The organism is Microbispora sp. NPDC046973, assembly GCF_040644495.1.
In the GTDB taxonomy this organism is placed as follows: domain Bacteria; phylum Actinomycetota; class Actinomycetes; order Streptosporangiales; family Streptosporangiaceae; genus Microbispora.
Window position 1 is genome coordinate 585,637 of the sequence record NZ_JBEYWQ010000003.1, and the last position, 13,803, is coordinate 599,439.

The window sequence follows — 13,803 nt, forward strand, 5'->3', positions numbered from 1 at the left end:
CATGTCCAATTTCTAGTGGATCAACGTCGCCGTCGCACACGAATCACGCATCTGGCTGGGGAAGGAGGGCCGCGACCAGGGCGGCGACGGCGGGCGGGTCGGGCGGCTCGCCGTACGTCGCGGCGTAGACCCGGCGGTCCGGACCCGGCAGCTCGGACACCCGCACGTCGGGATGGCGGTGGGCCGACAGCGCCAGCCGGGGGAGGAGCGCCACGCCCAGCCCGGCCGCGACCATGGCCTGCACCGCGACGTAGTCGTCCGTGGTGAACGAGACGCGCGGCTCGAAGCCCGCCTCGGCGCACAGCGCGAGCAGGTGCGCGCGGCACCGCTCGCACCCCGCGATCCACGGCCCGTCCGCGTGCGCCGTCAGATCTCCCGCGCCGCCGTACGCCGCCGGAGTGACGAGGAAGCTCGGGTCGTCGAGCAGGTGGGTCAGGCGGACGCCGTCGTCCTCGGGAGCGGTCTCGCCGTAGCGGAAGACCACGGCGACGTCCACCCGGCCGGCCCGCAGCAGGCGCAGCGCCTCGGGCGGCTCGGCCTCCATCAGCCGCAGGTCCAGCCCCGGATGGTCCTGCGCGAGTCGCGCGGCGGCGGCCGGAACGAACGTGCCGAGGGCCGAGGGGAACGCGGCCAGCCGCACGCGCCCGGCCCGCAGCCCGACGTGCGCGGACAGCTCGGCGGACGCCGCGTCGAGACGGCCGAGGATCTCCGCGCCCCGTTCGGCGAGCAGGCGGCCCGCCTCGGTGAGGCGGATGCCGCGCCCCACGCGCTGCACCAGCTTCGCGCCCGTCTCCGCCTCCAGCCGGGCGAGGTGGTGGCTCACCGAGGGCTGCGAGTAGTGCAGCTCCCGCGCCGCGGCGGTCACCGTGCCCGTCCTGGCCACGGCCACGAGGACGCGCAGTCGTACGACGTCGAGCGGCATTCATCGATCCCGTCTATGGTTTCGCCTCAGAACTTCAGTTGGACCTATTGTCCCGTCGGCGGCCAGGCTGAAGGCCATGACCGACATCCGCGACATCCTGGACGCCCGGCGGCTCATCGCCCCGCACCTGCCCGAGACTCCCATGTGGTCCTATCCCGTGCTCGACGCGGCGGTCGGCGCGGAGGTCCACGTGAAGCACGAGAACGTCCAGCCCACCGGGGCGTTCAAGGTGCGCGGTGGCATCGCGCTGCTGGCCCGCATGGCCGACCGCCGTCGGGGGGTCGTCACGTACTCGACCGGCAACCACGCCCAGTCCGTCGCGTACGCCTCCCGCCTGTACGGCGTGCCGTGCGCGGTCCTGATGCCGGAGAACCCGAACCCCGCCAAGGTCGCGGCGGTCGAGGCGCTTGGGGCGACCGTCGAGGTCCGGGGCGCGACGATGGTGGAGACCGCCGAGCACGCACGCGACCTCGCCGGGCGCACGGGACGCCGGCTGATCAGCCCGGCCGACGAGCCGGACATCCTGGCCGGGGTGGGCACGCTCTACGTCGAGATGTTCACCGCCCGGCCGGACCTGGAGGCGGTGTTCGTGCCGGTCGGCAGCGGCAGCGGGGCCGCCGCCGCATGCCTCGCCGCCGCCGCGCTCGCGCCGGGCTGCCGGGTGATCGCCGTCCAGTCCGCCCAGGCTCCGGCAGCGTACGACTCCTGGCGGTTGCGGGAACCGGTGACCCGGCCCGTCAAGACGGTCGTGGAGGGGCTCGCCACCGGTTCGGCGTTCGCGCTTCCCCAGGCCGTGATGCGGGACGGCTTGGCCGACTTCGTGCTGGTGGACGACGACGACATCCTGCGGGCCCAGCGCCTGCTGCTCACCGAGGCCCACACCCTGGCCGAGGGAGCGGGGGCCGCCGCGCTCGCGGGGCTGCTGACCCGGCGCGAGGAGTTCGCCGGGCGCAGGGTCGCCGTGGTGTGCACCGGCGGCAACGCCGGCCCGGCCGAACTCGCCCGTCTCCTGGCGTCGGTCGATTAGACGACCGACCGGTCGTTCGTATAGTTTGCCGGGGTGACACAAGACGGCCGGCGGCTGCGCGGGTTGCGCAGCCGCGAGACGATCCTCAGGCAGGCGGTGGAGCTGTCCTCCGTCGAAGGGCTCGACGGGCTCTCCCTGGGGCGGCTGGCGACGGCGACCGGCGTCAGCAAGTCCGGGCTCTTCGCCCACTGGCGTGACAAGGAGCAACTGCAGCTCGACGCCGTGGAGTGGGCCGCCCGGCAGTGGACCGAGCAGGTGGTGGGCCCGGCTCTGCGCGCCCCCGCGGGCGTACGGCGCCTTTTCGCGCTGCACGAGGCGCGGCTGGCCTTCTACGGCGACGGCGTGCTGCCCGGCGGGTGCTTCTTCTTCGCCGTGCAGGCCGAGTTCGACGACCGTCCCGGAGCCGTCCGCGACCGGCTCTCGCACGCCATGCGCGAGTGGCAGGGGTTCATCCGCCGGCTGGCCGCGGAGGCCGTGACGCTGGGCGAACTGGCCGACGGCGTCGATCCGGCCCAGCTGGCCTACGAGATCGACGCGCTCGGCGAGATGGTGATCATCCATTCCCGGCTGCACGACGGGGCGCAGGCTCTCGTCCATGCCCGCCGTGCCGTGCTGCAGCGCCTGCGCGCGCTCTGCCCCGACCCCGCACTTCTCCCGGAGGACTGACATGACCGCAGGTGGCGTCCACGAGCCCGTCCAGGTGCATTTCGACGACCTCGACGCGATGGGGCTGCTGCACAACTCGCGCTACGCCGTGCTGGTCGAGCGGGCGATCGGCGCGTACTGGCAGCGGCTCGGCTGGGCGGCCGACCCCGCCCGGTCGGCCTTCAGGGACGTGCTCATGGCCGTGCGCGAGTTCAAGGTGACCTACCACGTGCCCATCGCGGAGCCGGGCGAGCAGCTCGTGCACTTCTGGCTGGAGCGGATGGGACGCACCAGCGGGGTGTACGGCTTTCGCGTGCTGTCCGCGGACCGCGCCCCGGACCAAGCCACCGTGCACGCCGAGGGCTACCGCGTCAACGTCAACCTGGATCCGGCCACCTTCCGGCCGGCTCCGTTCAGCGACGAGATCCGCGAGGCCGCCGCCCCTCTGCTGACCACGGCGCTCGCGTGCTGACCACGGCGCTCGCGTGCTGACCACGGCGCGCGCGGCGCTTTCGGAGGCGGCGCCGTGCTGAGGTCGCGCTGGATCGCCGGGCCCGCGGCGGAGCGGCCGGGACCGCTGGTGGCCGCGCTGACGGACTTCCGGACGGACCGGATGCTCGACCTGCCCGGCATCGCGCGGCGCGGCCTGTCGCTGAGCCGCCTGTGGCCGTCGCTGCCCGGCGCGGTCGGCATGTGGTTGTGGGCGGACATCCCCGGCCGCCGGGTCGGTTCGCTGTCGGTGTGGCGCAGTGAGAGCGATCTGCGGGAGTTCGTGCGGTTGCGCGCGCATGTCGAGATCATGCGCGAGTACCGGCATCGGGGCGTGCTGCGTTCCCGCACCTGGCAGGTCGGCGCAGTGGACAGGGCGGTCCTGTGGCACGCGCTGACCGCCTCCTCGGGCTGAGCGGGGAGATCGGCGGGCTTTCACGGGCCTCACGGGCCGATGTCGTGGCGGGTGGCCTCCTCGACCTCGTGCAGGCTCTGCCGGGTCAGTTCGAGTTCCGAGGTCAGCTCGTCGAGCGCCTGTGCGCCGCCGCCCACGCCGTCCGTGGCCGCCGTCATGGCGGAGATCTCGACGGCCCGCGCGACCAGGCCCTCCAGGCTGATGGCGCCCGACTGCAGCCGGGCCAGCACCCGCTCCCGCGCGCCCGACAACCTGTCGTACACCTCGCGCTGGGCGTCCAGTGCGGCGATCGACCGGTCGAGCTCGCCCGCGACCTCCTGCCGGGCCGTCTGCCGGGCCTGCGTGAGCCGTACGCGCTCCTGCTCCAGGAACCGGGGGTCGAAGCGGGCCAGCGCCGAGCCGGTGACGGAGGCGTGACCGGCCAGCCGGCGCAGCGTGCCCACGGTGTCGTCCACCTGCGGGCGCATCGCCGCGATCCGGTCGAGCAGGAGCTGCCCGCGCATCGAGGCGGTCAGGTCGGCGAACGACGCCGCGGCCCGCTCCGCCCGCCGCAGCCACGCCTCCTCGGCGCTGCCCTTCGTCACCGGCGGAGCCTGGGGTTCCGTACGGCTCTCGCCTCCGGTGGACTGCCACGCGGAGGCGAACGCCTTGATGAGCCAGACCGCGACCCCGGCGACGGGCACCCCCGCCGTGGGGACGCCGACCGCCCAGGCCGCGCCCGCGGCGGTGGCGCCCAGGAGCAGCGCCCAGGGGTCGCGGAGTTCCTCGGTGAAGCGGGACAAGGGGGCTCCCGATCAGAAGTTGGAGATCACGGCGGTGAAGACCTCGTCGATGCTTCCCGGCTTGCGCGAATCGTAGGCCGCCGCGTCCGTGGTCTGCGAGATGCGCCGCAGGACGTCGAGGTCGGCGTCGCCGCCGTACGCGATGGTGAACATCCGCACGGTCTCCTGACCCGCCTCCTTGCGCAGGTCGGGCAGCAGGTTCTCGAGCGAGATGGAGTTGTTGTCCTCGTTCTTGCCGTCGGTGAGGAACACGACCGCGTTGATCGCGTCGCCGCTCTGGTGCCGCATCACGTACTGGTAGGACGCGAGGGCCGTGTCGTACAACCCGGTGCCGCCGCTGGGGATCAGGCCGTTGATGCGGCTCTTGAGCCGCGACTGGTTGTCCCTGCCCAGGGGGACGAGCTCGCGGTAGTCCTTGTCGCCGTCCTGCTTGAGGCTGAACAGCCACAGGCCGACGCGGTCGTTGGGCCCGAACTGCGGCAGCGCGTTGATCGCGGCCTGCTTGGCGAGGTCGAGCTTGGTCTTGCCGGTGCCGGCGACGTCGGCGCCCATCGAGCCGGAGACGTCCATCACCATCAGCACGTTGGCGGGCTTGCGCAGCTCGGCCCAGCTCTTGAGGATCCGGTCCAGCACCTGCGGAGTCGGGGTGCTGAGCGTGGTCGCCGGCTGCTTGGGGTCGAGTCCGTTGGCGGTCGTGATGAGGTCGCCCGGCTTGGAGTCGAACGACCGGAAGGCGTACTTCTCGAACTCCCGCTGCCGCTCGGGCGCCCGCAGGTACTTCAGGAAGTCCGCCGCCGCGGCCTTCTTCGGGGCGTCCGCCCAGGACAGCACGGCGTACGGGTGGTCGGAGAAGAGCGTGCCCTCCTTGGGGTAGATCGCCACCAGCGGGACCTTCGGCTTGGCGTGGTCGCCGAGCGTCTTCGGGTCACCCGTGGGGTTGCCCTGGTTGTAGTCCCACACCGACTTCTCCTCCACCGTCACGGCGGAGATGTACGACATGGCCGTTCCCGAGTCGTCGGCGTGCTGGAGGTTGGACAGGAAGGTGAGGGTCGTGTCGCCGTAGTGGACGATGGACCGCTCGACTCCCTTCACGAAGTCGCGTGTCTTCGCCGCGGCGACGTCCCGTTCCGTCAGGTCGCCCGACAGCCCGGTGGCCGCGAAGTACGCCCCGATGGTGGCATTGAGGCCCGACGTGGAGAAGTTCGGGTTCGTCTTGCCGAGGCGGAACGTTCCCCACTCCGGGTGGTCGTACCGCGCCCAGCCCCTGGGGTCGTTGGCGAGGTCCAGGATCTCCGACCAGCCGATCTTCTTCGACGGCCAGCCGAGCGCCTGGGCCATCGGCTTGGGCATCGCGATGACCAGCGGAGACGTGGCAATTGTCGGGTTGTCCACGGCCACCGGCGACGCCTGGTCGCCGCCCTCGACGCGCTGCCGCAGGAGGGTGACCCAGCCGGTGCTTGCCGGCGTCCACACGTCCGGCTTCGGGCCGTCCTGCCGCTCGTCCCAGCCGCGCGCGAGGGCCTGCATCGCCCCACCGGACGCCTTCGAGTTCACCACGACGTCCACGCACTGCCCGTCCACCTTGTGGCCGTTGTAGTCGTTGGCCATCGTGCGCAGCAGTTCGGCCTTCTCGCTCGATGCGGCGATGGTCAGCGTGATCCCGTCGTCGCCGCAGGCGCGTCGGCTCCCGTTCCCGCCCTCGTCGTCGCCGGCGTTCGCGCCGCCGCCCGAGGCCCCGCCGAACAGCAGCTTCAGCCCGACGATGAGCGCTCCCGCGAAGATGACCGCGATGACGAACGGGGCCACGCTGCGGCGGCGCTTCTGCTGCGGTGGGGGGTACACGGTCTCCTCCATTGTCACGGGATACCTGCATTTATCCCGACGAACGGCGGATCACGTTAGTTGCCGATCATCTCGTCCTGCTAACACCCCAGCCCCGTTCCCATGCCCATCCACAGAACTCGGTTATTCTCCGTAATGACTCGAACACTTTGAGTAAAGTCTGCGGCGTGCCGAACCTCATCCATCAGCAGACCGTCCATTTCTTCCACGAGCGGCCCATCGCCGCCGTGGAGCTGTTACGCGAGGTCGGCGGCGTCGAGCCACCCCCGTTCGCCGTGGCCGTGGCAGAGGCGGTGGACGCCACGCAACTGACCCCCGTGGAGTACCGAGCGGACGCGGTCGTGGTGCTCCGCGACGGCTCGGGAACGGCCCGGCTGGCGGTGATCGTCGAGGTGCAGTTGCGTCACGACGCGAACAAGCGCTTCAGCTGGCCCGTGTACGTCGCGGCGCTGCGGGCCCGGCTGAAGTGTGACACCGCCCTGCTGGTGAGCTGCCTGAACCGCGCGGTGGGCCGCTGGTGCGAGCAGCCCATCTCCATGGGCCCGAGCGGGACCGTCACCCCGGTGGCGATTCACTCGGACCGTCTGCCTTTGATCACCGACCCTGACGAGGCGCGCAGCCACCCCGAACTGGCCGTGTTGTCGGCGGCAATGAACGGCGACCACCCCGACATCGACAAGGGGCTGGAGGTCATGCTGGAGGGCCTGAACGAGGTGGACCGGAAGGACATCCAGCTATATTTGAGTTACGTGTTCGGCCTGGTACCCACCGTAGTGGGCGAGCGACTGAGGGAGCTTCTGATGACAGCGTCAGCCGACTACGAGAAGGTCATCGGCGCCCGCTACTTCTCCGAGTGGATCAACAAGGGTCTGGAGCAGGGCTTGGAGCAGGGCCGAGAAGAAGGCCGAGAAGAGGGCCGCGCGGAGGGCGAGATCGAGGCGATCCTCACCGTGCTCGACGCCCGTGGGCTGGACATTTCCTCCGAAGCGCGTGAGCGGATCAGCCGATGCTCCGACCTGCATCTACTGGAGAAGTGGATTCGCCGGGCGGTGACGGTGACGTCGGTCGACGAACTCTTCCTCTGACGTCCGCTCCCGGTCAGGACGCGATGCGGCGGTGGACGAGTTCGGCCAGGGTCGCGTGCACGTCCTCGACCGGCTGGTCGGGGCGCAGCGCGCGACGCTCGATGGCGACGGTGAGCACCATGCCGAAGACGGCCGTGGCGGCGGTGCCGGTGTCGAACCCGGGGCGCAGCTCGCCGGCCTCCACGGCGTCCGCGAGGACCCGCTCGTACACCGCGAGCACGCTCGTACGCAGCCGCAGGATCGCGTCCTGCCAGGCCGCCCGCCACATCTCGGCCAGCAGCACCCGGGCGAACGGTCCGTACTCGTCGAAGAAGCGCAGCTGGGCGAGCATGAGCGCGTCGAGCACGGCGACCGGCGAGGCGGCGGGGCCGCGTGCGGCCTCGGCGAGGGCGCCGGCGAGCCGTTCGATGCCGTGGTCGAGCAGGCCGGCGAACAGCCCCTCCTTGCTGCCGAAGTTGTAGAAGACGGTGCCCTTGGCCACCCCGGCGCGTTCGGCGATCGCGTCGACGGTCGTGGCGGCGAAGCCCTGCTCGGCGATGAGGTCGGCCGCCGCCCGGTAGAGCCGTTGCCGGGTCTCGGCCCGTCTGCCGCCCTGTTCCTTCGGGCCGTCCACGGGGCGGCTCACAGCGAGAGCTCCGGCTTGAGGCGGCGCATCGACCACGTACGGCCGCGGTGGACGGCGAGCACGGTGAGGGCGAGACCGAGGGCGACGAACGCGGACAGCACGCCGCAAGCCTGCCACACCACGGCGGTGTCGCCGCCGCTGATGAGGCGGCGCATCGCCGACACCACCCAGCTCATCGGCAGCCACGGCGAGATGGCCTGGAAGAAGCCGGGGGAGGTCTCGATCGGATAGGTGCCCGCCGACGAGGTGAGCTGCAGCATGAGCAGCGCCAGCACCGCCACCCGTCCGGGCGGCCCGAGCAGCGCGTTGACCGCTTGCACGACGGCGAGGAACGCCGCCGTGACCAGCACCAGGAAGGCCACCACACCCGGCCAGTCGGCCGCCTCCAGCCCCAGGCCGAAGCGCAGCACGGCGAGCAGCGCCGCCACCTGGAGCGTCCCCATGGCGAGCCCCGGCAGCCAGCCCGCGAGGGCGGTGCGCCACGCCGGCGCCGACCCGGCGAGCAGGCGCGGGTTGAGCGGCCGCAGCAGCATGTACGTCACCATCGCGCCGACCCACAACGCCAGCGGCACGAAGAACGGCGCGAACCCGGTCCCGTAGTTGGGCACCTCGTTGTCCACCTCGGTGGCGAGCAGGACGGGGTCGCTCATCATGTTCGTACGGCTGTCGCGCTCCTGCGCGCCGTAGTCGGGGATCTGGGTGGCCCCGTCGCCGAGCTTGCCGGCCAGCTCGCCCGACCCGTCGGTCAGCTTGACCAGCCCGTTGTCGAGCTTGTCCGCCCCCCGTTGCAGCTTGCCGATGCCGTTGTCGAGCTTGCCCGCACCGGAGGCGAGCGAGGCGAGACCGGTGGTGAGACCGGCCGCTCCGTCGTCGAGCCTGGCCAGGCCGGTGGACAGGCTCCGCGCGCCGCTGTCCAGCGTGCCGAGGCCGCGCGACAGCGAGGAGGCGCCGTTCAGCGCCTTGCCCGCGCCGTCGCGGAGGTCGGACGCTCCGTCGGCCAGTCGCCTGAGCCCCTTGTCCAGCTCGTTGAACTTGTCGCGGGCGTCGTTCAGCGCGCTGCCGAGGCCGGGTGCGGCGGCGGCCAGTTCGCGGGCGTCGTCCGCCACCGCCCGTGCCGTGCCGGCGAGGTCGTCGAGCCTGCCCGTCTGGTTGCCGAGGCGGTTCTGCAGTCGCCCGGCGGCCGACGCGAGGTCGCCTGCCGACCCGGCGGCCCGCTCGACCAGCGCGCGCAGCTCGGGGTCGGCGTCGGGGTGGGCGTTCAGCCAGCGCTGTACGGCGCGCAGGTCCTGCCGGGCCGCGCCGGCCGAGCCCTGCACCTCCTGCGGCAGGCCGTCGAGCGCGCCGGCGAAGCCGTCGGCGCCCGCCGCGAGGGTGAGCGCGGCCTGCCGGATGCGGTCGCCGTTCTTCTCCAGCACGGGGACGTACTTGTCGGCCGCCCGGTTGACGGTGGGAGCCAGGGCGTGGACCTGGCGGTAGACCTCGCGGTTGCCCTCGGCCAGTCTGGCCGCCCCCTTGTCGAGCGCGGACAGGCCCTTGCGCAGGTCGGCCGCGCCCGTGGCCGCCTTCGACAGGCCGGCGGACAGGGAGGCCGAGCCGGTCCTGGCCTGGTGCAGCCCGCTCGTCAGCTGTTTCGACCCGCTGTAGAGGGCTTCGGCCCCGGACGACAGTTTGCCGGTCGCGTCCTGCGCGGACCCGAGCCCCTTGGCCAGCGAGGCGGCGCCGTCGCCGGCGGCTGCGGCTCCGTCGTGCAACCGGTCGGCGCCGTCGGCCGCCTGGGCGGTCTTGTCGTGCAACTCCCCGAAGGACAGGAAGATCTGGTCCAGGTAGTCCTTGACCGCGCTGCGCCCGGCCGCCTCCTTGACCTCGCGGAACACGGCGTCCGAGATCGTCCGCATGATGTAGCTGCGCCCGGTGTCCACCCGTACGCCGAGCTGGGCCGGCTGTGGTGTGCCGTCGCCGGAGGGGGAGGCGAGGTCGGCGCTGAAGTCGGCCGGAATCGTGAGCGACAGGTAGTAGCGGCCCTCGCGGACGCCCCTGTCGGCCTCGGCCGCGTCGACCCGGTGCCAGGCGAAGACCTTGCGCTGCTCCAGTTCCGCGGCGAGCTCCCGGCCCGCGTCCACCGTGCTCGCCGGGCCTCCCGCGGCGCCGGCGGCGGTGGCGGGACGGTCCTCCACGACGAGGGCCACCGGTACGCGGTCCAGGTTCGCCTGGGGATCCCAGAACGACCACAGGTAGAGACCGGCGTACAGCAGGGGAAGCATGATCACGGCGACAAGCGCGGCCCTGGTGAGCCGCGAGCGCATGAACCTGCGCAGTTCGAGCCGGCCGGGGAGGGGGGCTTTCATCGGCGTTCTCCTTCTTCCGCCACGTCGCGGCGCGCCGCCTCGGTGTCGTCGTCTACGTCGTCTACGTCGTCTACGTCGTCTGCGGCGACGGGCGGCGGCGGAGGGGGAACGGGCAGCGGCAGCAGCGTGGTGGCCATGCCGGTCGCCTCCTCGCCGTCGGTGCACGCCGCGACGACGGTGAGCCCCTGGTCGGCGAGGCCGCGCAGGATGTCCCACAGCTCGTGCCGCCTGCCCGCGGGGATGCCGGTGCCGGCGTCGTCCACGAGGAGCAGGCCCGGCTGGTCGAGCAGGGCGAGCGCGATGCCCAGCCGCACCGCCTGGTCCCGGGTGAGCTCCCTGGTCAGGGTCCGGTCGCCCCGCGGCAGTTCGTCCGGGTCGAGGCCGGCGTGGGCGAGCGCCGACCGTGCGGCGTCCGGGTGCCGCCTGCGCCACAGGAACCCGTGCGGGCGCAGCCGTTCCTGCAGGTGCTCCCGCACGGTCAGGGCGTCGTCGAAGGGATTCACCTCTGTGAAGAGCCCGAGGGCGGCGATCTGCCTGATCCTGCGGGGCGTCGCCAGGCCGCCGACGGTGAGCGTCCCCTCGGCAGGCTTCATCCGTCCCGCGAGGGTGAGAAGCAGGCTCGTACGGCCGCTGCCCGACTCGCCCGTGACGACGGTGAGCGTCCCGGGGGCCGCGTGCAGGGAGACGTGCCGGTAGACCCAGCCGTGACCACCCCGCACGCCCAGCTCTCGCGCCTCCACCTCGACGCCGCCGAACACGCCGCCGACCGCGCCGCCGACGGCGCCACTGACCGCGCCGCCGGCCGCGCCACCGACCGCGGGGCCGGACGGCCCGGCGGGAGTTCCGGCTGAGGGGGTCAGGTCCTCGGCGGTCCGCCCGGCATCCACGTCTGCGCTCCATTTCTTTGCACTGACCAGTCGGTACAAAAGAGTAGCGCCGGAAACGTGCTGTTTTGTGCCACCAGAACGTGTGATCTCACCGACACCGCGAGGTTCGCGAGGAGCAGAACCAGACCGGGCGGGGCCCACGGATGGGTCAGCCCCTCGCAGGGGTCAGGACGCGCTGTTCAGTGTGAACGCCGACACCTGGCCCCCGGCCCGGTGGACGCGGTGCGGTTGCCGATGGCCGGGTGGGATCTGCCGGAGCGGCGGGATGCTCCCGCGCGGTCACGGTCACGGTCCGGAGGGATCGCCGGGCGCGGGCGCCGGAGGGGAGCGGACGTCCTGGCCGCCGATCAGCGCGTGGATGTCGGGGCGGTGCCTTTTCAGGTGAAGAGCCCAGCCGATGCCGACGATCAGCACTGCCGGCACCAGGCCGACCAGGAACGCGTTGGGGGCGGTCCCGGCACCGGTCAGCAGGCCGATCCGCGCGACGATGAACCACAGCGCGAGGGCGAGCAGCGCCATGGCCAGCGCCGCGCACGTCGACGCGGTCGCGGCCCCTCGGAGGCTCCGGCGCCGCAGGAAGTAGGCGAGCACCGCGGCCGAGGTCAGCGCCTGCAGGGTGAGGACGCCCAGCACGCCAGGGGTGTTCACCATGAGCATGAGCTGCAGGTAGGGATCCGCACCCGCGACCGCGAACGCGCTCACGACGACCGCGGCCAGCACGCTCTGCACCGCACCGGCGTTCGCGGGCGACAGGAACCTCGGATGCGATCGGCCCAGGACAGGCGGAAGCAGCCCATCGCCGGCGAGCGAGAAGGAGTACCGGTTGATCGCGTTGTGGAACGCCAGCTGCGAGGCCAGCACGCTGGTCAGCACCAGCACGTACATGACATCGCCGGCCCAGCCGCCCACATAACTGTCCATCGCGGAGAAGAACAGGCCGGGCGGGTCTGCGGCGGCGGCCGCCGCGGCGTCGGCGTCGCCGAACGCCTGCACGACCGCCCAGGCGACCAGGCAGTAGAACAGTGCGAGGAACGCGACCGACGCGAACGTGGCGCGCGGAATCGCCCGGTCCGGCCGGCGCGCCTCGCTGCGATAAAGCGCGGTCGACTCGAAACCCATGAACGCGGCGAAGCAGAACCCGAGGATCGCGAGCATGCCCGGGTGCGTCAGGGCGTCCACGGAGAAGGTTCCCGCGGTCAGCCCGCCGTTGCCGCCCTGTATCAAGACCGCGGCCGCCAGCAGCACCAGGATCAGCGTCTCGGCGATGAGCAGGACGCCGAGCACCTTGGCGCCGACGTCGATGCCGCGCCGGCCTAGCGCCCAGACCAGCGCGATTCCGACCCCGGCGAACAGCCACCAGGGCGCGGTGAGGCCGGTGAACCGGTCGAACGCGGCGGCGGACTGCGTGCCGAGCAGGCCGTAGGCGCCGATCTGTAACGCGTTGTAGGAGACCACTGCCAGCACGCCGGCCGCCGCACCGAGCGTACGACCGAGCCCGAGCGTGATGTACGCGTAGAAGGCGCCGGCGCCGCGGGTGTGCCGATTCATCGCCGTGAACCCGGCCGCGAAGATCGTCAGCACGACACCGGCGGCGAGGTAGCCGGCCGGGGCGCCGATACCTCCGATCGAGATCGCCAGCGGTGCGACGCCGGCCAGAACCGTCAGCGGCGCCGCCGCGGCGACGACCATGAACATGATGCCCGTCGCCCCGAGCGCGCCGGCTTTGAGCTGGGCCGACGGGCGAGGAGGCTGCGCCTGAGTGTGGGCGGTCACGCGGGCTCCGGAGCGCTGTGAAGCAGGTATCGCGACCATAACCGAATCGATTTCGGTTTTTCCCCAGTGCCGCGCAAAGATTTGCAGAGACGAACGAGGACGGAGCGGCGCCGGCCGACGCGGGGCCCGGCGAACGCGGTGGCAGGTGCCCACGTGCGGCGGCGGGGTCGAGGTCATCATCTTTGACCTGGGAATTCGTCCCGCTTAGTGTGAAGTGGTGGTCATCGCGGCGCCGCTCGCGCGGCGGGTCGGCAACCTCCCCGCTGATCTGACGAGTTTCGTGGGCCGCAGGCGGGAGCTCGACGAGATTCGCCAGATGCAGGCCGTCTCGCGCCTGGTGACCCTCACGGGAGTGGGCGGCGTCGGCAAGACCAGGCTTGCGCTGCGGGCGGCGGCCGAGCAGCAACGGGCGTTCGACACGATCTGGCTGGTCGACCTGTCCACCCTCGACGACCCGGAGCTGGTGGCGCAGACCGTCGCGGCGACCATGGGCGTGGGAGACCAGTCGGAACCCTCTCCGCTCGGCTCGCTGATCAAGGCGCTGTCGGCGCAGCGGACGCTGATCGTGCTCGACAACTGTGAGCATCTGCGGGACGCCTGCGCTTCGTTCGCCGACCGGCTCCTGCGGGCCGTGCCCGACCTGCGGATCATCGCCACCAGCCGCCAGTCGCTCGGCATCATGGGCGAGCGCCAGATGAAGGTCGCCCCGCTCGCGCTCCCCAAGCCGGACCTGGCGCCCACCGGCCGGGCGCTGGAGCTGTACGACGCGGTCCGCCTGTTCCTGGAGCGGGCGGCGGCCGTCGTGCCCGGGTTCCGCCTGACAGCGGACAACAAGGACGCCGTGGTCGAGCTGTGCCGCCGGCTGGAGGGCATCCCGCTGGCGATCGAGCTCGCCGCCGTGCGGCTGCGGGCGCTGTCGGTGAACGCGCTGGTCGAGCGGCTCGACGACCGGTACGGCGTCCTGAA

Annotated in this window: 13 protein-coding genes; 6 read left to right on the forward strand and 7 right to left on the reverse strand. The window is 72.2% G+C overall.

Features of this window, described 5'->3' with window-relative positions; all coding sequences use genetic code 11:
* Nucleotides 1-43: 43 nt before the first annotated feature.
* Entirely contained in the window at nt 44-922 is an 879-nt protein-coding gene (locus ABZ860_RS09855) for a LysR family transcriptional regulator (protein WP_357217558.1), read from the reverse strand.
* A 76-nt stretch (nt 923-998) separates the two neighbouring features.
* Here ABZ860_RS09855 and ABZ860_RS09860 point away from each other — a divergent pair, with 76 nt between their 5' ends.
* The 4 genes from ABZ860_RS09860 to ABZ860_RS09875 are packed head-to-tail and all read left to right on the forward strand — an operon-like array spanning nt 999 to nt 3,498.
* The gene (locus ABZ860_RS09860) at nt 999-1,949 is read left to right on the forward strand and encodes a pyridoxal-phosphate dependent enzyme (RefSeq protein WP_357217561.1); all 951 of its coding nucleotides are present in this window, start codon (nt 999-1,001) and stop codon (nt 1,947-1,949) included.
* A gap of 33 nt (nt 1,950-1,982) precedes the next feature.
* Nucleotides 1,983-2,615 carry a TetR/AcrR family transcriptional regulator gene (locus ABZ860_RS09865; protein ID WP_357217564.1) on the forward strand — a complete coding sequence of 211 codons (633 nt, stop codon included), beginning with the start codon at nt 1,983-1,985 and terminating at the stop codon, nt 2,613-2,615.
* 1 nt (nt 2,616) lies between these two features.
* Nucleotides 2,617-3,066 carry a thioesterase family protein gene (locus ABZ860_RS09870; RefSeq protein ID WP_357217567.1) on the forward strand — a complete coding sequence of 150 codons (450 nt, stop codon included), beginning with the start codon at nt 2,617-2,619 and terminating at the stop codon, nt 3,064-3,066.
* A gap of 54 nt (nt 3,067-3,120) precedes the next feature.
* The gene (locus ABZ860_RS09875; protein ID WP_357217570.1) at nt 3,121-3,498 is read left to right on the forward strand and encodes a hypothetical protein; all 378 of its coding nucleotides are present in this window, start codon (nt 3,121-3,123) and stop codon (nt 3,496-3,498) included.
* A 29-nt stretch (nt 3,499-3,527) separates the two neighbouring features.
* Here the strand turns inward: ABZ860_RS09875 and ABZ860_RS09880 are convergent, their stop codons facing one another.
* Both ABZ860_RS09880 and ABZ860_RS09885 read right to left on the reverse strand, forming a co-directional pair.
* On the reverse strand, nt 3,528-4,280 hold the full coding sequence (locus tag ABZ860_RS09880; RefSeq protein WP_357217572.1) for a hypothetical protein: 753 nt from the start codon (nt 4,278-4,280) through the stop codon (nt 3,528-3,530).
* Nucleotides 4,281-4,292: 12 nt separating this feature from the next.
* Nucleotides 4,293-6,122, reverse strand: coding sequence for a substrate-binding and VWA domain-containing protein (locus ABZ860_RS09885; RefSeq protein WP_357217574.1), 1,830 nt, complete (start codon nt 6,120-6,122; stop codon nt 4,293-4,295).
* Nucleotides 6,123-6,289: 167 nt separating this feature from the next.
* Between ABZ860_RS09885 and ABZ860_RS09890 the strand changes: the two genes are divergently transcribed.
* A complete protein-coding gene (locus ABZ860_RS09890) occupies nt 6,290-7,207 on the forward strand; it encodes a hypothetical protein (protein ID WP_357217576.1) in 918 nt (305 codons plus the stop codon).
* 13 nt (nt 7,208-7,220) lie between these two features.
* On the opposite strand, the gene ABZ860_RS09895 is transcribed toward ABZ860_RS09890, so the two are convergent.
* From ABZ860_RS09895 to ABZ860_RS09910, 4 genes are all read right to left on the reverse strand, one after another.
* Nucleotides 7,221-7,832 carry a TetR/AcrR family transcriptional regulator gene (locus ABZ860_RS09895; protein ID WP_357217579.1) on the reverse strand — a complete coding sequence of 204 codons (612 nt, stop codon included), beginning with the start codon at nt 7,830-7,832 and terminating at the stop codon, nt 7,221-7,223.
* Entirely contained in the window at nt 7,829-10,177 is a 2,349-nt protein-coding gene (locus tag ABZ860_RS09900; RefSeq protein WP_357217581.1) for a YhgE/Pip domain-containing protein, read from the reverse strand. The genes ABZ860_RS09895 and ABZ860_RS09900 overlap by 4 nt, the downstream gene beginning before the upstream one ends.
* On the reverse strand, nt 10,174-11,064 hold the full coding sequence (locus ABZ860_RS09905; RefSeq protein ID WP_357217583.1) for an ATP-binding cassette domain-containing protein: 891 nt from the start codon (nt 11,062-11,064) through the stop codon (nt 10,174-10,176). Before ABZ860_RS09905 ends, ABZ860_RS09900 begins: the two co-directional genes overlap by 4 nt.
* A 285-nt stretch (nt 11,065-11,349) precedes the next feature.
* Nucleotides 11,350-12,837 (reverse strand): APC family permease, encoded by a 1,488-nt coding sequence (locus ABZ860_RS09910; RefSeq protein ID WP_357217586.1) that lies wholly within the window; start codon nt 12,835-12,837, stop codon nt 11,350-11,352.
* A 217-nt stretch (nt 12,838-13,054) separates the two neighbouring features.
* Between ABZ860_RS09910 and ABZ860_RS09915 the strand changes: the two genes are divergently transcribed.
* Nucleotides 13,055-13,803: NB-ARC domain-containing protein (locus ABZ860_RS09915; protein ID WP_357217589.1), on the forward strand; the 749-nt coding region annotated here is incomplete at its 3' end.